Origin of the sequence: Streptomyces yatensis (assembly GCF_018069625.1) — a bacterium.
In the GTDB taxonomy this organism is placed as follows: domain Bacteria; phylum Actinomycetota; class Actinomycetes; order Streptomycetales; family Streptomycetaceae; genus Streptomyces; species Streptomyces yatensis.
Map to the genome: position 1 here is coordinate 7,773,141 of NZ_CP072941.1, position 24,566 is coordinate 7,797,706.

At 73.1% G+C, this 24,566-nt stretch carries 21 protein-coding genes, 1 pseudogene and 1 riboswitch; of the genes and pseudogenes, 5 read left to right on the forward strand and 17 right to left on the reverse strand.

What is annotated here, in order from left to right:
• Positions 1–69 precede the first annotated feature (69 nt).
• Positions 70–840: an IclR family transcriptional regulator gene (locus tag J8403_RS32435; protein WP_078640761.1), complete on the reverse strand. Its 771-nt coding sequence runs from the start codon at positions 838–840 to the stop codon at positions 70–72.
• A gap of 87 nt (positions 841–927) precedes the next feature.
• On the opposite strand from J8403_RS32435, the gene J8403_RS32440 reads away from it, so the two are divergent.
• Positions 928–2,511: an aldehyde dehydrogenase (NADP(+)) gene (locus J8403_RS32440; protein ID WP_211126263.1), complete on the forward strand. Its 1,584-nt coding sequence runs from the start codon at positions 928–930 to the stop codon at positions 2,509–2,511.
• A gap of 307 nt (positions 2,512–2,818) precedes the next feature.
• Positions 2,819–3,865, forward strand: coding sequence for an aminotransferase class V-fold PLP-dependent enzyme (locus tag J8403_RS32445; protein ID WP_211126264.1), 1,047 nt, complete (start codon positions 2,819–2,821; stop codon positions 3,863–3,865).
• A gap of 93 nt (positions 3,866–3,958) precedes the next feature.
• Here the strand turns inward: J8403_RS32445 and thpD are convergent, their stop codons facing one another.
• The 6 genes from thpD to J8403_RS44825 form a co-directional block, all read right to left on the reverse strand.
• Positions 3,959–4,846: an ectoine hydroxylase gene (gene thpD / locus J8403_RS32450; protein ID WP_211126265.1), complete on the reverse strand. Its 888-nt coding sequence runs from the start codon at positions 4,844–4,846 to the stop codon at positions 3,959–3,961.
• A 4-nt stretch (positions 4,847–4,850) separates the two neighbouring features.
• Positions 4,851–5,255, reverse strand: coding sequence for an ectoine synthase (locus J8403_RS32455; protein ID WP_014059807.1), 405 nt, complete (start codon positions 5,253–5,255; stop codon positions 4,851–4,853).
• Positions 5,256–5,295: 40 nt separating this feature from the next.
• On the reverse strand, positions 5,296–6,558 hold the full coding sequence (gene ectB, locus J8403_RS32460; RefSeq protein ID WP_211126266.1) for a diaminobutyrate--2-oxoglutarate transaminase: 1,263 nt from the start codon (positions 6,556–6,558) through the stop codon (positions 5,296–5,298).
• 92 nt (positions 6,559–6,650) lie between these two features.
• Positions 6,651–7,211, reverse strand: a complete 561-nt coding sequence (ectA, locus tag J8403_RS32465) for a diaminobutyrate acetyltransferase (RefSeq protein ID WP_093460852.1) — start codon at positions 7,209–7,211, stop codon at positions 6,651–6,653.
• 319 nt (positions 7,212–7,530) lie between these two features.
• On the reverse strand, positions 7,531–8,346 hold the full coding sequence (locus J8403_RS32470) for a hypothetical protein (protein WP_211126267.1): 816 nt from the start codon (positions 8,344–8,346) through the stop codon (positions 7,531–7,533).
• Positions 8,346–9,164: a SigE family RNA polymerase sigma factor gene (locus J8403_RS44825; RefSeq protein WP_211126268.1), complete on the reverse strand. Its 819-nt coding sequence runs from the start codon at positions 9,162–9,164 to the stop codon at positions 8,346–8,348. Before J8403_RS44825 ends, J8403_RS32470 begins: the two co-directional genes overlap by 1 nt.
• A 136-nt stretch (positions 9,165–9,300) precedes the next feature.
• Here J8403_RS44825 and J8403_RS32480 point away from each other — a divergent pair, with 136 nt between their 5' ends.
• Positions 9,301–10,410, forward strand: coding sequence for an amidohydrolase family protein (locus tag J8403_RS32480; RefSeq protein WP_211126269.1), 1,110 nt, complete (start codon positions 9,301–9,303; stop codon positions 10,408–10,410).
• Positions 10,411–10,734: 324 nt separating this feature from the next.
• On the forward strand, positions 10,735–11,631 hold the full coding sequence (locus J8403_RS32485; protein WP_211128543.1) for an SCO1860 family LAETG-anchored protein: 897 nt from the start codon (positions 10,735–10,737) through the stop codon (positions 11,629–11,631).
• Positions 11,632–11,982: 351 nt separating this feature from the next.
• On the opposite strand, the gene cobC is transcribed toward J8403_RS32485, so the two are convergent.
• From cobC to J8403_RS32535, 10 genes and pseudogenes are all read right to left on the reverse strand, one after another.
• Positions 11,983–13,098, reverse strand: coding sequence for an Rv2231c family histidinol phosphate aminotransferase CobC (cobC, locus tag J8403_RS32490; RefSeq protein WP_246586091.1), 1,116 nt, complete (start codon positions 13,096–13,098; stop codon positions 11,983–11,985).
• Complete coding sequence (locus J8403_RS32495; RefSeq protein WP_211126270.1) at positions 13,088–13,924, reverse strand: sirohydrochlorin chelatase; 837 nt, start codon at positions 13,922–13,924, stop codon at positions 13,088–13,090. Before J8403_RS32495 ends, cobC begins: the two co-directional genes overlap by 11 nt.
• A 144-nt stretch (positions 13,925–14,068) precedes the next feature.
• A pseudogene (locus tag J8403_RS32500) lies at positions 14,069–14,449 on the reverse strand (cobalamin biosynthesis protein); the annotation flags it as partial.
• Between the two features lie 67 nt (positions 14,450–14,516).
• A complete protein-coding gene (locus J8403_RS32505) occupies positions 14,517–15,956 on the reverse strand; it encodes a cobyrinic acid a,c-diamide synthase CobB (RefSeq protein ID WP_211126272.1) in 1,440 nt (479 codons plus the stop codon).
• Positions 15,950–16,546 (reverse strand): cob(I)yrinic acid a,c-diamide adenosyltransferase, encoded by a 597-nt coding sequence (gene cobO, locus J8403_RS32510; RefSeq protein ID WP_014059794.1) that lies wholly within the window; start codon positions 16,544–16,546, stop codon positions 15,950–15,952. The genes J8403_RS32505 and cobO overlap by 7 nt, the downstream gene beginning before the upstream one ends.
• Positions 16,546–18,705: a putative cobaltochelatase gene (locus J8403_RS32515; protein WP_211126273.1), complete on the reverse strand. Its 2,160-nt coding sequence runs from the start codon at positions 18,703–18,705 to the stop codon at positions 16,546–16,548. Before J8403_RS32515 ends, cobO begins: the two co-directional genes overlap by 1 nt.
• Positions 18,706–18,769: 64 nt before the next feature.
• On the reverse strand, positions 18,770–20,392 hold the full coding sequence (locus J8403_RS32520; RefSeq protein ID WP_211126274.1) for a cobyric acid synthase: 1,623 nt from the start codon (positions 20,390–20,392) through the stop codon (positions 18,770–18,772).
• A complete protein-coding gene (locus J8403_RS32525; RefSeq protein WP_211126275.1) occupies positions 20,389–21,372 on the reverse strand; it encodes a cobalamin biosynthesis protein in 984 nt (327 codons plus the stop codon). The genes J8403_RS32520 and J8403_RS32525 overlap by 4 nt, the downstream gene beginning before the upstream one ends.
• Before the next feature lie 154 nt (positions 21,373–21,526).
• Positions 21,527–21,744: riboswitch (cobalamin riboswitch) on the reverse strand.
• Between the two features lie 139 nt (positions 21,745–21,883).
• On the reverse strand, positions 21,884–22,132 hold the full coding sequence (locus J8403_RS32530; protein ID WP_211126276.1) for a hypothetical protein: 249 nt from the start codon (positions 22,130–22,132) through the stop codon (positions 21,884–21,886).
• A gap of 13 nt (positions 22,133–22,145) precedes the next feature.
• Positions 22,146–23,426 carry an inorganic phosphate transporter gene (locus J8403_RS32535; RefSeq protein WP_211126277.1) on the reverse strand — a complete coding sequence of 427 codons (1,281 nt, stop codon included), beginning with the start codon at positions 23,424–23,426 and terminating at the stop codon, positions 22,146–22,148.
• A gap of 391 nt (positions 23,427–23,817) precedes the next feature.
• On the opposite strand from J8403_RS32535, the gene J8403_RS32540 reads away from it, so the two are divergent.
• Positions 23,818–24,504: a class II aldolase/adducin family protein gene (locus tag J8403_RS32540; RefSeq protein ID WP_211126278.1), complete on the forward strand. Its 687-nt coding sequence runs from the start codon at positions 23,818–23,820 to the stop codon at positions 24,502–24,504.
• Positions 24,505–24,566 lie beyond the last annotated feature (62 nt).

The following is a 24,566-nucleotide window of genomic DNA, read 5'->3' on the forward strand; positions in this document are numbered from 1 at the left end:
GGGCGCCGCGCCTCACCCTGCCCGACGATCCGCCTCCGCCGCGCGGCGGAGGGGCCGTCCTCCCGTGGGTCAGAGACGGCGCGTCGCGAGGGTGAGCCGGTCCCGGGCGTCGAACAGGGCGTCCTTGATCATCTGCTCATGGGTGGGGGTGAGCCGGGCCACCGGCACCGAGCAGCTGATGGCGTCGCGCGAGGGGGTGCGGTACGGGATGGCGATGCCGAAGCAGCGCAGGCCCAGGGTGTTCTCCTCGCGGTCCACCGCGTACCCCTGCTCCCGGATGAGGTGCAGCTCCTCGATCAGCTTCTCGCGGTCGGTGATGGTGTGCTCGGTGAGCTGGCCCAGCGTCTCCGGCAGCAGCTTGCGCACCTGCTCGTCGGAGTACGTGGCCAGCAGCGCCTTGCCGAGCGAGGTGGAGTGGGCGGGCAGCCGGCGGCCGACGCGGGTGAAGGGGCGCAGATAGTGCTGCGACTGCCGGGTGGCGAGATAGACGACATTGGTGCCGTCGAGGCGGGCGAGGTGGATGGTCTCGGTGGTGTCGTCCGAGAGCCGGTCCAGGGTGGGGCGGGCGGCGGCCACGACCTCGTCGCCGTCGATGTAGGAGGTGCCGACGAGCAGGGCGCGCACCCCGATGCCGTAGCGGGTGCCGGTGGCGTCCGTCTCCACCCAGCCGAGCTCCACCAGGGTGCGCAGCAGCATGTAGAGGCTCGACTTGGGATAGCCCACGGCCTCCTGGACCGCGGCGAGGCTGTGCATTCCGGGCCGCCCGGCGAAGAACTCCAGCAGTTCGACCGTGCGGACAGCCGATTTGACCTGGGCCCCGCCCGTCTCGGCAGCTGACATCGCCTTGACCCCTCTGTTCGACCAGCCATAGAGTCCCGAGGGAAAATTCATCACCCGGGACAGCGTTCAGCATATCGAACACCGTCGATGTGTGGGACGCAAGCAGCGGTAACACCACAGCAGGAGGAATCCGCGGTGTCAGCACCAGTGTGGAGCGTCGACCCCCGAACCGGAAAGCAGCGGGAGCAGGTAGCGGTCGAAGCCACGGCGGAGGAGGTCGACCGCGTGGTGCGCGCGGCCCACGCCGCCCGCGGCTCCCTGGCCGACCGTACGGTGCGCGCCGCCCTGCTGCGCACCGCCGCCGATCTCCTCGACGAGGCCCGTGACCAGCTGGTCGAGGCCGCCGACGCGGAGACCGCGCTCGGCCCCGCCCGGCTCACCGGCGAACTCGCCCGCACCACCTACCAGCTGCGGGCCTTTGCGACCATCGTGGACGAGGGCGCCTTCCTCGACGTCCGCATCGACCACGCCGACGCCACCCAGACCCCGCCCTGGCCCGATCTGCGCCGCTACAAGCTGCCGCTCGGCGTCGTCGCCGTCTACGCCGCCAGCAACTTCCCGCTCGCCTTCTCCGTGCCCGGCGGCGACACCGCGAGCGCCCTCGCCGCGGGCTGCCCGGTCGTCGTCAAGGCCCACCCCGACCACCCCGCCACCTCCGAGGTGGCCGCCTCCGCGCTGCGCCGCGCCGCCGAGCGGGTCGGGGTGCCCGCCGAGGTGATCGCGGTGGTGCACGGCTTCGACGCGGGTATCGAGCTGGTCAAGCATCCGCTGATCGCCGCCGCCGGCTTCACCGGATCGGTCCGCGGCGGCCGCGCCCTGCATGACGCGGCGGCCTCCCGGCCGATGCCGATCCCCTTCCACGGCGAGCTGGGCAGCCTCAACCCGGTCGTGGTCACCGAGGCCGCGGCCGCCGAGCGCGGCGACCAGATCGGCGCGGGGCTTGCGGGCTCCATGACGCTGGGCGTGGGCCAGTTCTGCACCAAGCCCGGCTTTGTGCTGGCCCCGGCCGGACCGGCGGGCGACGGACTGGTGAAGTCCCTCACCGAGGCGGTCAGCAACACCGACGCGGGCGTCCTGCTCGACCACCGGATGCGGGACAACTTCGTCGCCGGGGTCAAGGAGCGCGCCGAACTGGCGGACGTGGAGGCCCCGGTCACCCCGGGCTCCGGCGGTGAGCACACGGTCAGCGCAGGCTTCCTGACCGTCCCGGCGCGGCGGCTCGCCGAGGGGGGCCCGCACGATGTGCTGCTGGAGGAGTGCTTCGGCCCGGTGACCGTCGTGGCGCGCTACGAGAGCGACGAGGAGATCAGCGCGGTGCTCGGCCGGCTCCCGGGCAACCTCACCGCCACCGTCCAGATCTCCGCCGCCGAGGGCGAGGGCACCGAGGGCCGCGCCGGTGCGCTGATCGCCGAGCTCACCCCGCTGGCCGGCCGGGTCCTGGTCAACGGCTGGCCGACCGGTGTCGCCGTCGCCCCGGCCCAGCACCACGGCGGCCCCTACCCGGCCACCACCTCCACCTCCACCTCGGTCGGCGGCACCGCCATCGAGCGCTGGCTGCGGCCGGTCGCCTACCAGGACACCCCGGCCGCCCTGCTGCCGCCGGAGCTGCGGGACGAGAACCCGCTGGAGCTGCCCCGGCGGATCAACGGCATCCGGGAGCAGCGCGGCTGAAGCCCCGGAAGCCCTCCGGGGGCCCCGGAAGGCCCTCCGGGAGCAGCACCGCTGAAGCCCGGACCGACGGCGCGGCCGCCGGACCCGCGGACCTGACCCGCGGTTCCGGCGGCCGTGTCGGCATGCCCGCGGCGCCTGCGGCCCCCCGGGGGGCTTCTTTCGGCCGATCCGCCGGCGCGGTCACCCGGGCGCCGCGCCAGGGATGGGAATCGCCGCAGGTCAGCGGGGATCCATAAGGTTCACTTGAAGGCATCCGACAGGGAAACGCGATGGACGCCGGGGTGAGCCGGTTCCATAGTGGATGGACATGGAGAGCCTGGCGGGCGCCGAATTCGCGCCACACACGACGTATCTCACCACCGCGTCCAGCGGTCTGATCCCCGCACGCTCCGTGGCCGCCGTGAAGGCGGTCCTCGACGGTTCGGCCGCCGGACGGCCCATCGTCGACGTGGCCTTCGAGGCGGTCGAGGAGAGCCGGGCCGTCTACGCCCGGCTCGTCGGCGTACCGGCGCGGCGGGTCGCGGCCGGCAGCTCGGTCGCCGTCTACGCGGGGATGATCGCCACCTCGCTGCCGCCCGGAGCCGAAGTCATCGTCGCCGACGGCGACTTCAGCTCTCTGGTCAACCCCTTCGCCGTCCGCGGCGACCTCAAGCTGCGCATCGTGCCGCTGGAGGAGATCGCGGAGGCGGTACGGCCGGGTACGGCGCTGGTGGCCGTGAGCGCCGTCCAGTCCGCGGACGGGCGGATCGCCGATCTCGCCGCCATCGGTGAGGCGGCCCGGACCCACGGGGCCCGCACTCTGGTGGACACCAGCCAGGCGGCCGGCTGGTTCCCGGTCAACGCCGACGAGGCCGACTACACCGTCTGCGTGGCCTACAAGTGGCTCATGTGCCCGCGCGGGGCCGCCTTCCTGACCGTCCCCGAGGACCTCGGGGAGCTCGCCCCCGTCTTCGCGGGCTGGGTCGCGGGCGAGAAGCCCTGGGACAGCTGCTACGGACCGGTGGCCGAACTCGCCCACTCCGCCCGCCGCTTCGACGAGAGCCCGAGCGTGTACTCCTACGTCGCGGCCCGGCACTCCCTCGCCCTGATCGAGGAGCTGGGCACCGAGGCCATCGCCGCCCACGACCGCGCGCTCGCCGACCGCTTCCGGGCCGGGGTCACCGGGCTCGGCCACCAGCCCGTCGCCGCCCCGGGCTCGGCCATCGTCTCCGTACCGGGGCTGGGGGACGCCGCGTCCCGGCTGGCGGAGGCGGACGTCCATGTCTCGGCGCGGGCCGGCAACCTCCGGGCCTCCTTCCACCTGTACAACACGGCGGCCGATGTGGACCGGCTGCTGGAGGAGCTGTCCCGCTGAGACCGGGGGACTGGCGGCGACAAAAATCTGAGGGAAGCCGGGGCACCCCGGCTTCCCTCAGATCACGGACGTCAGCTCAGCGCACGGCGGTGATCACCGTACGGGCGTGAAGTCCCTGGCGCCGATGAATTCCGGTCGGCGGACCGGTGCCGCGAACGGCTCCACCGCGGTGTTCTCCACGCTGTTGAACACGATGAAGACGTTGCTGCGCGAGTAGGGCGTGATGTTGTCGCCCGAGCCGTGCATGCAGTTGCAGTCGAACCACGTCGCCGAACCGGCCTTGCCGGTGAACAGCTTGATGCCGTGCTTGTCGGCGAAACCGGTGAGCGCCTCGTCGGACGGGGTGCCCGCGTCCTGCATCTGCAGCGACTTCTTGTAGTTGTCCTTCGGTGTCTCGCCCGAGCAGCCGAGGAACGTACGGTGCGACCCCGGCATGATCATGAGGCCGCCGTTGGTGTCGTAGTTCTCGGTCAGCGCGATCGAGACCGACACGGTCCGCATGTTCGGCAGTCCGTCCTCGGCGTGCCAGGTCTCGAAGTCCGAGTGCCAGTAGAAGCCCGAGGCGCCGAAACCCGGTTTGACGTTGATCCGGCTCTGGTGGACGTAGACGTCCGAGCCGAGGATCTGACGTGCGCGGCCCACCACACGCGGGTCGCGCACCAGGTTCGCGAAGACCTCGCTGATCCGGTGCACCTCGAACACCGACCGTACGTCCTGTGACTTCGGCTCGATGATTGAGCGTTCGTCGGCGCGCACGTCCGGGTCGGCGACCAGCCGGTCCAGCTCGGCGCGGTAGACCGCGACCTCGTCCGGAGTGATCAGCTCGTCAATTGCCAGGAAGCCGTCGCGATCGAAATCGCTCAGCTCGGACGGTTGCAGCGGCCCGGGGGCGCCGGGCTCGGACCACACCACGGGGTCCACGCGCGGCGTGGCGACCTCCATGGCCCCACGGGTCGGGTACAGGTCAGTGACCGCGGTCATCGGATCATGCCTCCTCGGTCTCGGTGATCAGCGGGTATACGCCGTTCTCATCATGGTCCTCCCGTCCCGTGATCGGCGGGTTGAAGACACAGACGCACCGGAAATCCGTTTTGGGGCGCATCGTGTGCTTCTCATGCCCGTTCAGCAGGTACATGGTGCCGGGCGTAATCCAGTGCTTCTCACCGGTCTCGTCGTTGGTGAGCTCGGCCTCACCCTCGACGCACAGCACCGCCTCGATGTGGTTGGCGTACCACATCGAGGTCTCGGTGCCCGCGTAGAGGATGGTCTCGTGCAGCGAGAAGCCGACGCCTTCACGGGCGAGCACAATGCGCTTGCTCTCCCAGGTGCCGGTCTTGGCCTTCACATGCCTCTCGGTGTCCTCGATGTCCTTGAAGGATCGGACGATCACGGTGAGTTCTTGCCTTTCTCTTCTCTGCGGTACGGGAGGGTTATGCGGTCTCGCGGACCGCGCGGGCGAGGGTCCGCAGCCCCTCGTCCAGGTCATCGGGGGAGATGGTCAGCGCGGGCAGCAGCTTGACGACCTCGCTCTCCGGGCCGGAGGTCTCGACCAGCAGGCCGAGTTCGAAGGCGCGCTTGCAGACGGCCGAGGCGCGCGGCTTGTCCTCGAACTCCAGGCCCCACACCAGACCACGGCCGCGGAAGTGGGTGCCGGACTGCTCCTCGCAGATGGCGCGCAGGGCCTGCTCGACCTGCTCGCCGCGGGCCAGGGTCTGCTTCTCCATCTGGCTGTCGGCCCAGTAGGTGTCCAGGGTCGCGGCGGCGGTGACGAAGGCGGGGTTGTTGCCCCGGAAGGTGCCGTTGTGCTCGCCGGGCTCCCAGATGTCCAGCTCGGGCTTGAAGAGCGCGAGCGACATCGGCATGCCGTAGCCGCTGATGGACTTCGAGACGGTCACGATGTCCGGGGTGATGCCCGACTCCTCGAAGGAGAAGAAGGCGCCGGTGCGGCCGCAGCCCATCTGGATGTCGTCGACGATCAGCAGCATGTCCTGGCGCTCGCACAGCTCGGCCAGGGCGCGCAGCCACTCGGGCCGGGCCACATTGATACCGCCCTCGCCCTGCACGGTCTCGACGATCACGGCGGCGGGCTTGTTCAGGCCGGAACCCTGGTCCTCCAGCAGCCGCTCGAACCACAGGAAGTCCTCGACCGTGCCGTCGAAGTAGTTGTCGAACGGCATCGGGGTGCCGTGGACCAGCGGGATGCCCGCGCCGGCGCGCTTGAAGGCGTTGCCGGTCACGGCCAGCGAGCCCAGCGACATGCCGTGGAAGGCATTGGTGAAGGAGACGATGGACTCGCGGCCCTTGACCTTACGGGCCAGCTTCAGCGCGGCCTCGACGGCGTTGGTGCCGGTCGGGCCCGGGAACATGACCTTGTAGGGCAGATCGCGCGGGCGCAGGATGTTGTTCTGGAACGACTCGAGGAACGCGCGCTTGGCCGTGGTGGACATGTCCAGGCCGTGGGTGACGCCGTCACGCTCGATGTAGTCGATCAGCGCCCGTTTCAGTACCGGGTTGTTGTGGCCGTAGTTGAGCGACCCGGCTCCGGCGAAGAAGTCGAGGTAGGTGTGGCCGTCCTCGTCGAACATGTGGCTGCCCTGCGCACGGTCGAAGACGGCGGGCCAGCCACGGCAGTAGCTGCGCACCTCCGACTCCAGGGCCTCGAAGACGCTCAGGGCGGGCGGGGTGATGGTCACAGCGTTCTCCTGGGAGAGGGGTGTGAGGGGGGTGAGGAGGGCGGATCGGGGTGATCCGGTTGTGCTCGGGGTCGGGGTGTGATCAGGGGAGATCAGGTCCGGTCCGCGCGCGGTCCGAGCGGACCGAGCGGACCGATGCGGTAGAGCACCTCGGGCTCGTGTCCACCGTCGGGGAAGAGACCGCCGTGGAAGAGCACCTCACGCTCGAGCGGCGCTTCATGCCGTTCGGCGAACGAGGTGAACAGCCGGTTCGAGGCGGTGTTGTCAGGGGTGATCGTCGTCTCGATGCCGCGGACGCCCGCCGTGGCGACCCGCGCGACCAGCCCGTCCAGCAGGGTGGCGGCCAGCTTGCGGCCACGCCAGGCGTGGTCGACGGCGACCTGCCAGACGACGAGGGTCTCGGGGCGCTCGGGCCGGACGTAACCGGTGATGAAGCCGACCGGTCCGCCGTCGGCGTCGCGCGCCACTACGGATGTGGCGGCGAAGTCGCGGCACCACAGGAGGTAGCTGTAGGAGGAGTTGAGGTCCAGGGTTTTGGAGTCGCGGGCGATTCGCCAGATCGCGGCTCCATCCTCGACGCGCGGTGTGTCGAGGGTGAGGCCCTCCGGCAAATCCAATTCGCTACGGACTAGGTCTGCTTGTGCGGCGGTCATGCAAATTCAATTTACCCAGCAGAATCAGAAAATGCATCGCGGTGGGGGGTTACGTGGAGGGGGGTCGGTGTGTTATCACGCGGGAGCGCGCGTGCGCGCGGCCGTTGGCCGAATGACGGTAATTTGTAGGGGAGTTACTCGGGCAAAGCGGATCGCGTGTGGGGTCTGTCACATATGTGTAACCGGCCGATGACCGTCTTGAATTACGGGATCAGGAACCCGTGAAAAATTTTTTGTTTAGGAATCACAATGGCGGGCAGACGAATGTGGAAGCAGTAGCGGAAAAACGCGGAGAATTTCTGGCCACGCTGCCATGAATTCAATCCCCCACGGTGAACCGGGGGAAGTCGCCCCGCACCGCGAAGGCCCCGGAGGGGCCGTTGCCCGAGGCCGAGTACGCGTCCCGGCCGGTGTCCCGGTCCCCCTCGGCGTGGTTGTACTGCCCCGCGAAGACATACCGGCCCGCGGACACGGTCGCGCCCTTCCGGAGCGTCCAGCGGTAGACCAGCGCACCGTCCTCGACGCGGGTGGCGGTGGTCACATCGCCGGCCGGCAGCGAGCTCCAGAACCCGGTGGACAGCACATCCCCGGTGTCCGCGACCCGCAGCTCCACTGTCAGTGAGGTCAGCGGTCTACCGATGGTGAGCGTGATGTCACTCTGCGCCCAGTACGGATTGGAATGGGCGTTGATCGCGCCCTTGGACCGAACGGTCGGCTCGGCGAGATGGTTTGGACCGGCCGCGGTGGGATAGGCGCTCGGCGTGTGCCGTTCAGCATCGCTCTGCGATCCGGCGCCCGGCTCCTCCCCGGGCCGCCTGTCCACGCCCGCACCCGCCGGAGGCGCGGCAGGCTCGCTCGAGATGCGCACCGTCTGCGGCCGCTCGGCACCGTCCGTGGCCACCACCGCGATCCCCGTCGCCACGGCCGCCGCGGCCAGCCCGGCGACCGGGCCCACCAGCCGGGGCGCCCAGCTCCGGCGCGGGCTCGTCCGCGCCCCCCGGCTCCGGCCGTCGGCCGCCATGCCCGCCGTGACCCGGGCCAGCATCCGGATCCGGTCCGGCTCATGGGAGGCGGCGGCCGTACGCAGCTCGGCGACGACATCGCGGCCCTCGGGGCGCTCGCGATGCTCGATCATCAACTGCCCCCTCCTGCGTGCCCGGCGTGGCCCATGTGACCCGAGTGGCGAGTGGGCCCAGTGTTGCCTGTGTTGCCTGTGTGGCTTGTGTGGCCCGTGTTCCCGGAGCGGAGCGTTCGTACCGTCTGCTCGGCCTCCGTCGCCCCGGGCAGCTCGCCCTCGCCGTCCGGAGGGCCGAGCAGCCGCTCCAGCTCGGCGATTCCGCGGGAGGTCTGGCTCTTGACCGTGCCCACCGAAATGCCCAGCGTGCGGGCCGTCTCCCGCTCGGAGAGGTCGAAGGCGTGCCGCAGCACCACACATGCGCGCTTGCGGAACGGCAGCCGGACCAGCGCGGCCTGCACATCCACCACGGCGGAGACGTCCGGGTCGTCCACATGGTCGGAGCGCTGCGAGGAGAAGAGCGCCACCCGCCGCCGCTCGCGCACCAGACTGCGGATCCGGGAGCGGGCCAGGTTGGCGACCACGCCCCGGGCGTACGCGGCCGGATGGTCGGCGGCCCGTACCCGGTCCCACTGGTGCCAGACCGCCACCAGCGCGTCGGCCGCCAGGTCGTCCGCACCGTCGGAGCTGCCGAGCAACAGATGGGCGAGACGGGCCAGTTCGGCGTGGTGCCGCTCGAAGAAGTCCCGGAATTCGGCCTGTGGGTCGGTGAGGTGCTCCGGGTCGGGCCGTGGGCCGGTATGCGCGTCGTCATCGGCCTTTGCGTCGGCATCGGCCTGTGCGTCGGCATCGGCGTGCGCGTCGGCCGATAAGCCATCGGGGTCCTCCGGTGCGCGGGGCGCTCGCGCGGCGGCCGCGTCATCGGCGGGAGCGTTCACGAGGGCCTCCTCACTGCCGCTCCTCCGGTGGGTTGCGTGAGCGTAGCAGCGCTGCGCATGTTGTTCGAGTGGCGCCGTTCCAGCTCCTGGGAATTGGCCGGTCAACGCCCTGCCCCGGTCTCGTACAGTGCGTTGCATGAGGGATAGCGCGGTGCTCCACATCAAGGGCCGGGTCCTGGTCGGACCGGACACCGGCGACGCTGCCGGAGACGTCCGGGACGAGCTGTGGGTGGTCGACGGCAGGATCACGTTCGAGCGGCCGGCCGGGGCCAGGGACATCCGGCTGGTCGAGGGCTGGGTGCTGCCCGGCCTCGTCGACGCCCACTGCCATGTCGGACTCGACGCCCATGGGGCGGTGGACGATTCGACGAGCGAGAAACAGGCGCTGACCGACCGCGACGCCGGGGCGCTGCTGCTGCGGGATGCCGGATCGCCGGCCGACACCCGCTGGATCGACGACCGCGAGGATCTGCCCCGCATCATCCGGGCCGGCCGCCATATCGCCCGTACCAAGCGGTACATCCGCAACTACGCGCATGAGATCGAGCCGGAGGACCTGGTCGCCTATGTGGCCGCGGAGGCGCGGCGCGGCGACGGCTGGGTGAAGCTGGTCGGCGACTGGATCGACCGGGAGACCGGCGACCTGGGGGCCTGCTGGCCGCGCGGCGCGGTCGAGGCGGCCATCGCCGAGGCGCACCGGCTGGGCGCGCGGGTGACGGCGCACTGTTTCGCCGAGGAGAGCCTCGCGCCGCTGGTCGAGGCGGGGATCGACTGCATCGAGCACGCCACCGGGCTCACCGAGGAGACCATCCCGCTGTTCGCCGAGCGGGGCGTGGCGATCGTCCCGACCCTGGTCAACATCGCCACCTTCCCCCGGCTGGCGCTGGGCGGCGAGGTGAGGTTCCCGCGCTGGGCGGACCATATGCGGCGGCTGCACGCGCGCCGGTACGAGACGGTGCGGGCGGCCTACGACGCGGGCATCCCGATCTACACCGGCACCGACGCGGGCGGCGGCCTGGCCCATGGGCTGGTCGGGCAGGAGGTCGCCGAGCTGGTGAAGGCGGGCATCCCGGCGCGGGACGCGCTCTCGGCGGCGACCTGGGCGGCGAGGACCTGGCTCGGACGGCCGGGGCTCACCGAAGGGGCCTCCGCCGATCTCGTGGTCTACGACGCGGATCCGCGCGCCGATGTGCGGGTGCTGACGACGCCGCGGCGGGTGGTGCTGCGAGGCCGCGTGGTCGGCTGACGGGGCGCTGGCTGACGGGGAACGGGGCGCGGGCGCGGGCTGACCGGGTGCGGGCTGACTGGGCGTGGGCTGACTGGGCGTGGGGACGGGTGGGGCAGGGGGTCCTGAGGGGGCTCCTGAAGGGAACGCGGCTCGAACGCGGCGGCGAACCACACCCTTTGGGATGAACGGACATCATGTGTCTGCCTGTTTACCCTCAGTGCGCAAATATGGCGTGGTCGAGGCCGTCGGCGCCCGTGGAGTCCCCCGCGGCAGGCGCCGGCGGCTCCATGTCTCCTGTGGGGGTCAACTCACGTGTCCTGTTCCAGTAACACCTACTTCGGCATGCCCACCCGCCGTCTGGCGGCCGCCACTGCCGCTGCCGCGGTCTCCGTCCTGGGCCTGCTGCCCGCGGCGACCGCGCAGGCCGACACCGGTGCCACCACCGGTAAGGCGGGTGCGGTCGTGCTCCGCACCGATCTCGATGTCTCCCTGCTCAACAAGACCGTCACGGCTCCGCTCTCGGTGGTGCTGAACGAGGTGCACGCACCCGCGACGGCCAGCAAGACGGCACTCACCGCGACCCTGGACGGCGTGGACGGGGGCCGGCCGTTCAGTGTGCTGCGGGCCGATGTGGCCACCGCCCGGGCCGCCGCGGACAAGCAGCGCGCCGAGGGGTACTCCAACCTCGTCAACGCCAAGGTCCACGTCCCGGGTCTGGCCGGGGTGCCGCTGATCTCGGTCGAGCAGGTGACCTCGAAGGCGGTGTGCGCCGTCGGGAAGCGGCCGACCGCCCAGTCCAACCTGCTCGGCAGCGTCAGCGTGCTCGGCAGGAAAGTCACCTTGAGCACGAGCGGCACCACCACGGTCGACGTGCCGGCGCTCGGCCAGGTCCGGCTCGATCTGTCGCGGACGGCCACCACCTCCCGCACGGCGGCGGCCACGGCCCTCAACCTGAAGGTCTCCGTGAACCCGCTCAAGCTGAACGTCTCCGAGGTCGAGGGCCAGGTCACCCTCGCCCGGGCGACCTGTGAGGCGCCCGTCGCCGCGGCGGTCCAGCCCAGCCCGAGCGTGGGCCCGCAGACCACGCCCGAGCCGAAGCCGGAGCACCTGGCCGAGACCGGTGGCAGCTCGGCCACGCCGTATCTGGTGGGCGGCGGCGCCCTGCTGCTCGCCGTGGGCGGCGGGGCCGTCGTCCTGGCCCGCCGTCGGCGCGCCGGCGCCAGCGGCGACGCCGCCTGACGCCTGACGCCTGCTGCTTGACCTGGCCTGGCCCGTTGGGTCCGGTGCCCGTGCCGTGCCCAACGGCTCGGGCGCTGGGCCTGGGGCGGGTGCCCGGGGCGCGGTCTTGGGGCCGGGCCGCGGGTGTTGGGCACGGCCGCGGGTGTTGGGCCGGGGCGTGCCGTCGGGTCCGGCCGCGGGCGCCGGGCCGGGGCCCGGCATCGGGCCCAGGACTCAGGCGTTGGGCCGGGGCGCGGCATCGGGCGCGAGCGCTGGAACCGCGCCCGGGCTCGGGCCAGGGCCCGCGCAAGCCGTATGTGACCGCGCGCCGCTCCCACGCGGTGCGCGGTCTGGCCTCGCGGTCAGGCGCGCTCAGGCGGCCGATTCGGCGATGGCCTTCGTCAAAGCGATCACGAAGCGGTCCGTCGTGGCGCGGTCGCGGACGGCGATCCGGAGCCAGTCCGGGCCGAGGCCCGGAAACGTGTCACCGCGGCGGACGGCGAAGCCCAGCTCGCGCAGCCGGGTGCGGATCGCCGCCGCGCCCGGCAGCTGGATCAGCAGAAAGGGTCCGGCCGCCGGGCCGCACACCCGCACCTCCGCCAACTCGGCCAGCCGGTCGGCCAGATGGGCCCGGTCGGCGGCCGTACGGTCGGCGGCCCGCGCGGCCTCGGCGAGGGCGGGCGGGGCGCAGCACGCCTCGGCCGCCGTCAGGGCCGGGCTGGACACCGGCCACAGCGGCTGGACCCGCTCCAGCGCCGTGACGGTGTCCGGCTCCGCCAGCACATAACCGATCCGCAGCCCCGCCAGACCCCAGGTCTTGGTGAGGCTGCGCAGCACCACGAGCCCGGGCACATCGGCGCGGTCCGCCAGCGACTCGCGCTCGCCCGGGACGGCGTCCATGAACGCCTCGTCCACCACCAGCGTCCGCCCCGGCCGGGCGAGACCGGCCAGGGCATCGGCGGGGTGCAGCACGGAGGTGGGGTTGGTGGGGTTGCCGATCACCACCAGATCAGCGTCCTCCGGCACCGCGTCCGGGGCCAGCCGGAAGCCGTTCCGCTCATCGAGGATCACCCGCTCCACGGTGTGCCCCGCGTCCCGCAGCGCCGCCTCCGGTTCGGTGAACTGCGGATGCACCACCACCGGCCGCTGAGCCGGGATGGCACGGGCGAGCAGGACGAACGCCTCCGCGGCACCCGCCGTCAGCAGCACCCGGCCGGCCGGAAGCCCATGGCGCACGGCGACCGCCTCCCGCGCCGCCCGCCCGTCCGGATAGGCGGCCAGCCCGTCGAGCGAGGCGGCGATGCGGGCCTTGAGCCAGTCCGGAGGCGTACCGGCCCGGACATTGACCGCGAGGTCCGTCAGGTCGGCATCGGCACCCCGCACCTCCGCGTCCCCGTGATGCCGCAGATCGAACCCGGCGCCGACGACGTCGGCGGCCGGGGCGGCGGACCCGCTCGTGGGCAGGCCCGCCGATGGATCAGTGGACATCGGCGTGGGTGTCGGGGTGCGCGAAGGCGTGGGCCTCATCGCCGAACCCGGCGCGCCCGGCGGTGTCGGCCACTTCCTCGTAGCGCTCCATGACGAGGTCGGCCAACTCCTTTGCCGGGCCGATGACATCGGCGGAGACCACCTCGACCTCGGGGTGGGCGAGCCCCCAGCCCTCCGCCTGCTGCCGCACCCGCTCCAGGGTCTCACCGGCGAACAGGAAGTACGGCAGCACCACGACCCGACTGGCCCCCAGCTTGGCGCAGCGGTCCAGGCCCGAGGCCACATCCGGTGCGGCGAGCGAGGAGAAGGCCACCTCGACGCCGGCGAAGCCACGGCCCTCCCACAGCAGCCGGGCGGCGCGGTGCACCTCGGCATTGGCCTCGGGGAGCGGCGAACCGTCGCCCACCAGCAGCACGGTGGTCTCCGCGCGGTCCGACGGCAGCCGGGGCCGGTTGCCCAGCGCCTCGTCGAGCCGCCGCTCCAGCACGCTCAGCAGCGTGCGGTGCGGGCCGAGCGGCCGGGCGGAGGCGAACGAGGCGTCGGCATGCCGCTCCGCCTCCTGCGCCAGCGCGGCCGCTATGCCGTCTCTCGGGGGAGCCGCCGGGATCAGCGTCAGCGGGACGACCGCGAAGCGGCTCACCCCATCGCCGACGAGCCGGGTGACCGCATCGGACAGCGGGTGGCTGCCCGATCCGGTGAGGCCACCCGCCACGGGCAGATCCGGGTGGCGTGCGGCCAACTCCCTTACGAATGCGTGAAAGGCGGTGGCATGCCCTTCGTCTCGCGTGCCGATGCCTGCGAGGAGCAGGGCGGGCGGGGTCGTCACGAGGTCTCCTTGGTGCAGGTGGTGCGGGTATCACGGTCAGCAGGGGGCGGCGGGCTGTTCCGCCCCGAGACGTTACTGACCTGCGTCGGGACGGTCGACGGCAGGTCTTCGCTGCCCCTCCTGCCCGGATTTGACCGCAGCCGGGCGGCGAGCGACGGCGCAGGTGGCCATTGCGGGGCGGCCGTGCGGCGCGGACTTCCGCTTGGCGACGAGCAGTTCGCCGCCGGGTCCGGCGGCCAGCAGCGCGGCCGCCTCGGCGACCCCGGCCGTGCCCACGGCCGCGAGCGGCGCCGCGGACGGGTTCGGCACCTCCACCGCGGCCAGCGCCGCCGCCGGGTATCCGCACAGCGGCACCCCCAGCCGCTCGGCCGCCGTCAGCAGTCCGGCCTCCCCGGCCTTGGCCTCCACGGTCGCCAACTCGGCCACGCCGCCTGGTGAAAGGCCGGCCTCCGCCAGGACCGTCTCGACGAGCCCGATCACCTCGCCGACGGATACGCCGCGGCCGGCCCCGACCCCGACGACAAGCGGTGCCCCGGGCAGGGGACACACCGTGCCCCGGTCGATGACCTCCACGTCAGCTCACCGCCTCGGCTCAACCGGCAGGGGACACACATCTGTCGGCGAACCGGGCCGCTGCGCCTGGGACCGAGGCCCAGTGCACATGCAGATAGGAGGCATGCACATTTCCCTGTGCGAACCCTTCGGTACGACGCTCCGGGTGGACGAGCCCCCAGGCGGGCTCCGCCCCCGCTCCGGGCACGATGGTCGTGCGGTGGAACTCATGGCCGCGCACCCGCGTCCCCGCCGCGGCGAGTGCGGTGTCGGAGATGGCCACGGCCTCACGGTAGCCCAGCGTCAGACGTTCCGACATCCGTGCCTCGGCGGCCAGCACCCCGCACATCGGCTCCCCGTCCAGCGAGCGCGCCAGATACAGCAGTCCGGCACATTCGGCGGCGATGGGCGCGCCGGACGCGGCGAGCTCGGCGACGGCTTTCCGGAGCGGCTCGTTCGCGGACAGCTCGGGGGCGTATACCTCCGGGAACCCGCCGCCGATCACCAGACCGCCGGTGCCCTCCGGGAGGCGCTCGTCCCGTAGTGGGTCGAAGGGGACGACCCGCGCCCCGGCCGCCGTGAGCAGCTCGGTGTGCTCCGCGTACGAGAAGGTGAACGCGGCCCCGCCCGCCACGGCGACCACCGGCCGCGCCGCGCGGTCTCCCCGGCCCCCGGCAGCGGGGGCGGCCTCCACCGCCCGGCGCATCTCCTCCTCCGGATCCCAGGCCGGCTCGGCCAGGGGCGGTGCGCTGCGCGCCAGCGCCAGCAGCCCCTCGAGATCGCAGCCCTCCCGCACCCGCGCCGCCAGCGCGGCCGCCGAATGCACCGCCTCCGCCCGGCGCTCGGCCACCGGCACCAGACCCAGATGGCGGCTCGGCGCCCGCACCTCCCGCGTCCGGCGCAGCGCGCCGAACACCGGCACTCCGCACCCCTCCAGCGCCTCGCGCAGCATCGCCTCGTGACGGTCCGAACCCACCTTGTTGAGGATCACCCCGGCGACCCGCACCTCGGGGTCCCAGGAGGCGAAGCCATGCACCAGCGCGGCCACCGACCGCGACTGCGACGACGCGTCCACCACCAGCACCACCGGCGCCCGCAGCAGCTTGGCCACATGCGCCGTCGAGGCCAGCTCGCCCTGCCCGGCCGCCCCGTCGAACAGGCCCATCACCCCTTCGACCAGGGCCAGATCGCAGCCCGCCGCCCCATGCAGGAACAGCGGGGCGATCCGCTGCGGACCGCACAGATAGGCGTCCAGATTCCGGCCCGGGCGCGCGCCCTGGGCCGGGGACCGCCCGGCCGAGGAGGCGGCCGAGGAGATCGCGAGCGCGTGATAGCCAGGGTCGATGTAGTCCGGGCCGACCTTGTGCGGGGACACGTCCAGACCGCGCTCCGCGAAGGCGGCCATGAGCCCCGCGGTGACCGTCGTCTTCCCGCTGCCCGAGGCGGGCGCCGCGATCACCAGACGCGGGACACTCACCACTCGATGCCTCGCTGGCCCTTCTGGCCGGTGTCCATCGGATGCTTGACCTTGGACATGTCGGTGACCAGGTCGGCGAAGTCCACCAGCTGCGCCGGTGCGTTACGCCCCGTGATGACGACGTGCTGCGTCCCGGGCCGGTCCCGCAGCACCGACACCACCTCGTCGGGGTCCACCCAGCCCCAGTGCATCGGATACGCGAATTCGTCCAGCACATAGAGCCGGTATGTCTCCGCCGCGAGATCGCGCTTGACCTGCTCCCAGCCCTCGCGTGCGGCCTCCTCGCTGGAAGCCATGTCGCGCTGGACCCACGACCAGCCCTCGCCCATCTTGTGCCATGCGACGGTCCCCCCTTCGCCCGAGTCGCCGAGGACGCGCAGCGCACGCTCCTCACCGACCCGCCATTTCGCGGACTTTACAAATTGGAATACACCGACCGGCCAGTTTTGGTTCCATGCCCGCAGCGCCAGCCCGAACGCCGCGGTCGACTTGCCCTTGCCCTGACCTGTGTGGACGAACACGAGCGGACGGTTGCGGCGCTGGCGGGTGGTCAGCCCGTCGTCCGGGACGACGGTCGGTTGTCCTTGCGGCATCAGGCGGCCCTCCGAGGGTTCGATGGGTTCGATACGGTTCGTACATCGCGCACCAGCGCGGTCACGCTGTCCGCGCGCAGCTCGTCGAGCGTCACCGGGGTGGCCCGCAGTTCGCGGGCGAGCGCGCCCGCCAGCCCCAGCCGCACCGGCCCCGACTCGCAGTCCACCACCACCGAGGCGACCCCGTCGCCCGCGAGCATCCGCGCCGCGCGCCCGGCCCGCTCGACCGGTGTGGGCCCGCCGGACCGCCGCGCCTCCGTGGCCCGCCCGTCGGTCACCACGACCAGCAGCGGACGGCGTGCGGGATCCCGCAGCCGCTCCACCCGCAGCACCTCCCGCGCCTTCAACAGCCCGGCCGCCAGCGGTGTGCGGCCGCCCGTCGGCAGCCGCTCCAGCCGCACGGCCGCCGCGTCCACCGACGAGGTGGGCGGCAGCGCCAGCTCGGCGTCCGCGCCCCGGAAGGTGATCAGCCCGACCTTGTCCCGCCGCTGGTAGGCGTCGAGCAGCAGCGACAGCACCGCGCCCTTGATCGCGCTCATCCGCGTCCGCGCGGCCATCGAGCCCGACGCGTCCACCACGAACAGCACGAGATTGCCCTCCCGGCCCTCGCGCACCGCCTCGCGCAGATCGTCCCGGCGCACCAGGAGCCCGGGACCGCGCCGCCCGCGCGCATGCTGATGCGGGGCGGCCGCCCGGACCGTCGCCGTCAGATGCAGCGCGGAGAGCGTCCCCCGCGGGCGGCGCGCCCCGGTGGTGCGGCCGTGCGCGCTGCGGGCGCGCGACCGGCGCCCGGCCGCGCCCTCGCCCAGACCGGGGACGTCGAGCCGCCGGGTCCGGAACGGTTCGGCGGCGCCGACGGCCGCCCGCTCACCGCCGGCTCCGCCAGGACCTTCGTCCGCTTCCCCCGCTCCGCCGTCGCCATCGGCCCTGGCGGAGCCGGTCTCGCGGTCGGCCGTCTCGTGCTCACCCGTGCGCTGGTCGGGGACGGACGGCTCGGGCGCGGCGGGTGGTGCCTGCTCCCCGGCCCCGTCGCCCGCGTCCTCCTGGGGCCCGCCGCCGGGGTTCTCGCCGCCGCCCGGGCCGTCCGGCCCGTCGTCCGGGCTGTCGGGGCCCTCCGGGCCCTGGTCCGGATCCGGCTCCGGCTCGTCCTCCTCGAACTGCCGCAGGATCTCGTCGAGTTTGTCCTCGTCGAGCCCCGGCGCGTCGAACGGGGCCCGCCGCCGGCGGTGGGGGAGCGACAGCAGCGCCGCCCCCCGGACGTCCTCGGTCCGCACGTCGGTGCGCCCGGCCCAGGCGGCCAGCGCGGTCGCCGTACGGGCCGTCACGATGTCCGCGCGCATCCCGTCCACCTCGAACCCGGCACACACCGCCGCGATCTGCCGCAGCGCGCGATCGCCCAGCCCCACCCGCGGCAGCAGGGCGCGCGCCGCCGCGATGCGCTCCCGCAGGGCGTCCTCGTCCGCCGCCCAGCGCGCCGCGAACCCCTCGGGGTCCTCGTCGTACGCCAGCCGCCGCCGCACCACCTCGACCCGCTCATCGGTGTCCCGGGAGGCCGCGACCTCCACTGTGAGACCGAAGCGGTCCAGCAACTGCGGCCGCAGCTCGCCCTCCTCCGGGTTCATGGTGCCCACCAGCAGGAAGCGCGCCGCATGCCGTACGGACACCCCCTCGCGCTCCACATAGGAGGCGCCCATGGCGGCCGCGTCGAGCAGCAGGTCGATCAGGTGGTCGTGGAGCAGGTTGACCTCGTCGACGTAGAGCACCCCGCGGTGGGCGTCCGCGAGCAGCCCGGGCTCGAACGCCTTCACCCCGTCCGACAGCGCCCGCTCGATGTCGAGGGCGCCGACCAGGCGGTCCTCCGAGGCGCCCACGGGCAGTTCGACCATCCGCGCGGGGCGCGCCTCGCCGGTGTCCGGCTCATGCGGCCCGTCCGGGCAGGACGGGTCGGGGGCGGCCGGATCGCAGGAGAACCGGCACCCGGCCACCACGTCGACCGGCGGCAGCAGCGCCGCGATCGCTCTTACGGCGGTGCTCTTGGCCGTGCCCTTCTCCCCGCGCACCAGGACGCCGCCCACGGCGGGTGAGACGGCGTTGAGGAGCAGGGCGAGCCGCAGACCGTCCATGCCGACGATCGCGCTGAAGGGGTAGGTGGTGGTCACGCGGCGGTACCTCCTGGTGTGCGTGGGCGTCGCGGTCCGGTGTCGGTGTGGGTGTCGGGGTGCGTCACGACGTTTCCCCTGGCGCCCCCGGAGGGACGAACGGCAGCCCCTCCGGGACGCCCTTCTCGATGAGCCGCAGCAGTGCGTCGGTGTCGGCGTGTTCCTCGATCAGGTCGCCGAGGCGGTCGAGTTGCTCCTCGCGCAGCTCGCCGAAGCGGGTGTCCGGCGCCGGTACGAACGCCCGGCCCGCCGCGGCGGCCACCCGGCGCAGGAACGCCCGCCGGAAGCCGTCGCTCTCCAGCGAGCCGTGCCAGTGGGTGCCCCACACCGAGCCCACCCGGCAGCCGTCCAGGAAGGGCTCCTCGGCCCCGTCGAGCGGCTCGGCGACCCCGTGGTGGATCTCGTATCCCTCGACCCGCTCACCGAGCGCCTCGCCCACCGGCCGGGCCAGGGTCTTCTCCGCCGCGAACCGCACCCGCACCGGCAGCAGCCCGAGCCCGGCGACCGTCCCGGCCTTCGACTCGACCTCGTCCTCGATGCGCTCCCCGAGCACCTGGAAGCCGCCGCAGATACCCAGCACCGGACGGCCCTGGGCGGCCCGCCGGGCGATCGCGTCGGCGAGCCCGCGCTCGCGCAGCCACTCCAGCGCCCTTACGGTGCCCCGGGTGCCCGGCAGCACCACCAGATCGGCGTCGGCCAGCTCCTCGGGCCGGTCCACGAACCGCACCACCACGCCCGGTTCGGCCGCCAGCGCGTCCACGTCCGTGAAGTTGGACATCAGCGGCACGGCGGCCACCGCGATCCGCAGGACGTCCGCGCCGTGAGGGGGCGCCACGACGCTCTCCCGCACCGTGCCGCGCAGCGACACCCGCAGCCCGTCCTCCTCGTCGATCCCCAGCCCGTGGGCGAACGGGAGCACACCGACGGTCGGGCGCCCGGTGAGGTCGCGCAGCATGTCCAGACCGGGCTCCAGAAGGCTCACATCGCCGCGGAACTTGTTCACCAGATAGGCGGCCACATGCCGTTGGTCCGCCGCCGACAGCAGCGCGGTGGTGCCGAAGAAGGACGCGAAGACGCCACCGCGGTCGATGTCCCCGACCACCACGACCGGAAGCCCGGCGGCGCGCGCCAGCCCCATGTTGACGATGTCGGTGCGGCGCAGATTGATCTCGGCCGGGCTGCCCGCGCCCTCGCAGATCACCGCGTCATGGGTGCGCCGCAGCTCCTCCAGGCACTCCGTGACGGTCCCCAGCAGCGCCTCCCGCCCCGAGGGCCGCGGCGGCCCGGCCGCGCTCGACGGCGGGCCCGCCACGGGCCCCGAGCGCCCGAAGTAGCCGCGCGCGCTCAGCTCGCCCACCGGCTTGCCCAGCAGCACCACTTGGCTGCTGCGGTCGCCGCCCGGCTTCAGCAGGACCGGGTTCATCAGCGCGCTCGGCTCGACGCGCGCGGCGGCGGCCTGCATGGCCTGCGCCCGCCCGATCTCCGCCCCCTCGCGGGTGACGAAGGAGTTGAGCGACATGTTCTGCGCCTTGAAGGGGGCCACGCTGACGCCCTTACGGGCGAGCCACCGGCAGATCCCGGCCGTCACGACGCTCTTGCCCGCGTCGGAGGTCGTGCCCGCGACGAGCAGCCCCCCGCCCCGCGCCACGGAACCCTCCGTGCCGCCCTTACCGCGTATCCCGCTCATCCACCGCCCCTTCCCAAGGCCCCGGGCCGCCCCGTCAACACCCTCAGAACCGGCCGGGTCGCCACGGACACCCCGAGCGCCAGGACGCCGACGCGCCGCGACAGCCGTATCGCCCGCTCGATGTCGGCCGACTCCACCGGCCGCCCGCCGGAGTTGAGCACCGGCCGGTGTTCGACCCGGCCGCCGTAGGTGAGGGTGCCGCCCAGCCGTACCCCGAGCGCGCCCGCGAACGACGCCTCCACGGGGCCCGCGTTGGGGCTCGGATGGCGCCGGCCGTCGCGCCGCCAGGCGCGCCGCGCACCCCGCGGATCGGGGCCCGCGAGGGTCGCCAGGGCCGCCGTAAGGCGGGCACCGGGCCAGCCGGCCACATCGTCCAGCCGGGCCGCCGCCCAGCCGAACCGGCGGTAGCGCGGCGACTTGTGGCCCACCATGGCGTCCAGGGTGTTGACGGCGCGGAAGCCGATGAGCCCCGGCACGCCGCCCACGGCGCCCCACACCAGCGCGCCCACGACGGCGTCGGAGGTGTTCTCGGCGACCGATTCGACGACCGCGCGGGCGATCTGCGGCCCGTCCAGCGCCTGCGGATCGCGGCCGCACAGATGCGGCAGCCGCTCCCGGGCGACCTCCAGGTCACCCGCGGCCAGGGCCCCGCCGACGGCTCGTGCCTCACGGCCCAGCGTCGTACCGCCCAGCACGGCCCAGGTGGCGGCGGCGGTCAGCGCGACCTCGGCGCCACCGCGCCCGCCGAGGGCCCGTACGGCGCGGGTCAGCAGCGCGGCACCGGCGGCCGCGCCGCCCGCGCACAACGCGGTGTGCAGGGCCCCGTAACCGCGGTGGTCACGCCACAGCCGGCGCTCGGCGGCCGCGGCGGCGCGCCCGAACGCGGCGACCGGATGGCCGCGGCGCGGATCGCCCGTGGCGAGATCACCGAGGAAGCCGAGGGCCGCACCGCACGCGAACGAGGCGTGATCGGCACGCATCCCTCAGGCCGCCGTCACGCCTCGGCGCGACGACACGTAACCAAAGGGGCCAGAGGGCCCGAAGGGACCGGAAGAGCCAGTGGGGACAGAGGGGGCTGGCGGCGTGGCGGTGCCGGGCATGGCGGTATGTCCTCACTCAGGGTCCGCGCCCTGGCTCGACTGACCGGCGGTGAAAGTCTCCTGGCTCCCGGATCCGCGCCCCTCCCGGTCTTCCAGCCCCGCGTACGAAGCGAACCGTACGGTCGAGCCGTGACCCCATACAGGCGATGGGAGAGTGCTCCCCGGTGACAGTGGCGGGACCGCGCCGGATTCTCACCGGCTTCCTCTCCTGCCGCCGTTTGGCTCGGGAAGTCCACCATGGGCCGCGAATGGCCGTCAACTCGCATATGACCCATGACGCCCGAGTGTGCCGAGCCCCACAGACGGCGGCCGCTCATGAGACGGCCGCCGGACGGTCGGCGCTGGTCAGCGCCACCATCCGGCGGCCGGTGGGTCGTTGAGGACGCGCGCCTCAGGCGACGATCAGATAGATGCCGTACGCCACGGCCGCGGCGCACAGCGCGAAGCAGGTGTACGCGCCGGTGCGGGCGAGCGCCGAGGCGCCGACCGCGCCACCGGACATGGCGGCTGCGCCGCCCTGCTCCGGCGCCGCCTTACGGGACGTCCCGAGGATGCCCAGGGTGAAGACGCCCACCATGCCGACCGTCACCACGAGGCTGACGCCGAAGACCTGGCCGAGTGCCGCCCAGTCGATGCTCATGTTCCGTGGCTCCTTAGCGGGTGGTGCTGCTCGCGGCGGCGGGGGTGGGGGTCTGCTCGGGCGTGTGCTCGGCGATGCCGCTCTCGGGGGCGGCCTCGGCCGCGCTCTCGGGGGCGGAGGGCCTCGCACCCGCGGGCGGCGGGGCCACGGACCGCAGGGCGGCCGTGACGGCGCCCACCGGCTCGGGTGCGCCGACCTCGTTGACGTTGGTGTGGTCCACGGGCTTGCGGCGCGACAGCGCCCAGATCGCCCCGCAGGCCAGGACGGCGAGCACGGCCACCGCCGTGATCCCCGCGTTCCCCTGGTCGGCCAGCAGCGCGGCGCCGCCCGCCACCAGGCCCGCGGCCGGGAGGGTCAGCACCCAGGCGACCACCATGCGGCCCGCGGTCGACCAGCGCACCACGGCGCCCTTACGGCCGACACCGGCACCCATGACGGCGCCGGAGCAGACCTGGGTGGTGGAGAGCGCGAAGCCGATGTGGGAGGAGGCGAGGATGACGGTCGCGGCGCCGGTCTGGGCGGCGAAGCCCTGCGGCGGCTGGATGTCGGTGATGCCCTTGCCCATGGTGCGGATGATGCGCCAGCCGCCCAGGTAGGTGCCGAGCGCGATGGCCAGGCCCGCCGAGACGATGACCCACAGCGGCGGGTCGGAGTCGGGCGCCACCACGCCTCCGGTGACCAGCGCCAGGGTGATCACGCCCATCGTCTTCTGGGCGTCGTTGGTGCCGTGGGCCAGGGAGACCAGGGCGGCCGAGGCGATCTGCCCCGCGCGGTAGCCCTTCGCGGTGTCCTCCGAAGAGCGGCCGCGGCCGAGCCGGTAGGTGAGCCGGGTGGCGGCCACCGTGGCGATGCCGGCCACGACCGGCGCGGCGACGGCGGGGATCAGGACCTTCATGACGATCGCGTCGCCGTTGACCCCGTCCAGGCCGACGGAGACCACGGTGGCGCCGATCAGGCCGCCGAACAGGGCGTGCGAGGAGCTGGAGGGGAGTCCGGCGAGCCAGGTCACCAGATTCCACAGGATCGCGCCGACCAGACCCGCGAAGATCACCTCTGGTCGGATACCGGAGTCCTCGTCGATGATCCCGCCGGAGATGGTCTTGGCCACCTCCACGGACAGGAACGCGCCGACGAGATTGAGGACGGCCGACATCGCCACCGCCACCCTGGGACCGAGTGCTCCCGTGGAGATGGTGGTGGCCATGGCGTTAGCCGTGTCGTGGAAGCCGTTCGTGAAGTCGAACACCAAGGCCGTGACGATCACGATCCCGATGAGAAGCGTGATGTGTTCCATACACCCGGTCAATCAGTTCGAAGGTCGTTAGTGGCACGGTGAACGTAAGGAAACAGGGTGAACGGGAGATGAACTGAGCAGGGCGTCAGGGTGACGTGGTTGCGGGAGTGCCAAAGCTTGATGAATTCAAGCCTACTTTCCTATGTCGTACGGGGGTTGAGCCTCGGACGAGGATCGCCGGAGCAGGCTCCGGGACCGGCCCCCCGGCCGTCCGCCGTTCACCCCCGTTCACCCGTCCGGGCGCGGCTGCCCACGAGGCGCGGTCGTATCCATGAGCCCGCGCCCGTGGACGTGCGCCGCGCCCGTGGACGTGCGCCGCGCCCCCGTTCCGGTCCCGCCATCGCCCGGCCGCCGGACGCCTGGAAGGATCGGGCCCCGGAGGTGAGGGCAGGTGACCCAGTCGCGATCCACGCGGCAGCCGCAGCCGCGGCTGACCCACCCCCTGCGCCAGGCATGGACGCAGGTGGTGAGAACGGCCCGCAGAACCACCGCCGACGGCCTGGTCGTCGGCACCTCGGGCAATGTCTCGGCCCGGGTCGGCGACACCGTCCTGGTGACCCCGAGCGGCGTCCCCTACGACCGGCTCGGCCCGCGGGACGCCGTCGCCGTCGACCTCGACGGACAACAGGTCCTCGGCACGCTCAAGCCCACCAGCGAGCTGCCCATGCACCTGGCCGTCTACCGGGAGACCGACGCCGAGGCCGTGGTCCATACCCACGCCGTCCACGCCACGGCCGTATCCACGCTCGTCGACGAGCTCCCCGCGATCCACTACATGACCGCGGCCCTCGGCGGACCGGTCCGCGTCGCGCCCTACGCCCTCTACGGAACGGACGAACTGGCCGACGCCATGATCGAGGCGCTGCGCGACCGCAGCGGCTGTCTGCTGCGCAACCACGGCACCGTCGTCCACGGCGCCACCCTGGACCAGGCGTTTGACCGCACCGCCCAGCTCGAATGGATGTGCCGGGTCTGGCTCACCGCGGCCTCCGTCCCCGGCCGCACCCCCACCCTGATCCCGCGGGACGAGCTGCGCCGCGCCGCGGACAAGCTCAGCGGCTACGGCCAGCCGGGCTGAGCCCGCCGGGCGCGCGCCCGGCGCACCGCACGCCCCCGGGTCCCGGCCGGACGGTCACCCGG

Bases quoted from the DNA above. Each gene is read 5' to 3' on its own strand.
- J8403_RS32480 (WP_211126269.1), top strand. From the start codon at position 9,301: ATGAGGGATAGCGCGGTGCTCCACATCAAGGGCCGGGTCCTGGTCGGA.
- thpD (WP_211126265.1), bottom strand. From the start codon at position 4,846: ATGACCGCGGTCACTGACCTGTACCCGACCCGTGGGGCCATGGAGGTC.
- J8403_RS32445 (WP_211126264.1), top strand. From the start codon at position 2,819: ATGGAGAGCCTGGCGGGCGCCGAATTCGCGCCACACACGACGTATCTC.
- J8403_RS32435 (WP_078640761.1), bottom strand. From the start codon at position 840: ATGTCAGCTGCCGAGACGGGCGGGGCCCAGGTCAAATCGGCTGTCCGC.
- J8403_RS32530 (WP_211126276.1), bottom strand. From the start codon at position 22,132: ATGAGCATCGACTGGGCGGCACTCGGCCAGGTCTTCGGCGTCAGCCTC.
- J8403_RS32440 (WP_211126263.1), top strand. From the start codon at position 928: ATGTGTGGGACGCAAGCAGCGGTAACACCACAGCAGGAGGAATCCGCG.
- J8403_RS32525 (WP_211126275.1), bottom strand. From the start codon at position 21,372: ATGCGTGCCGATCACGCCTCGTTCGCGTGCGGTGCGGCCCTCGGCTTC.
- cobC (WP_246586091.1), bottom strand. From the start codon at position 13,098: ATGTCCACTGATCCATCGGCGGGCCTGCCCACGAGCGGGTCCGCCGCC.
- ectA (WP_093460852.1), bottom strand. From the start codon at position 7,211: ATGACCGCCGCACAAGCAGACCTAGTCCGTAGCGAATTGGATTTGCCG.
- J8403_RS32485 (WP_211128543.1), top strand. From the start codon at position 10,735: ATGCCCACCCGCCGTCTGGCGGCCGCCACTGCCGCTGCCGCGGTCTCC.
- J8403_RS32520 (WP_211126274.1), bottom strand. From the start codon at position 20,392: ATGAGCGGGATACGCGGTAAGGGCGGCACGGAGGGTTCCGTGGCGCGG.
- cobO (WP_014059794.1), bottom strand. From the start codon at position 16,546: ATGCCGCAAGGACAACCGACCGTCGTCCCGGACGACGGGCTGACCACC.
- J8403_RS32470 (WP_211126267.1), bottom strand. From the start codon at position 8,346: ATGATCGAGCATCGCGAGCGCCCCGAGGGCCGCGATGTCGTCGCCGAG.
- J8403_RS32535 (WP_211126277.1), bottom strand. From the start codon at position 23,426: ATGGAACACATCACGCTTCTCATCGGGATCGTGATCGTCACGGCCTTG.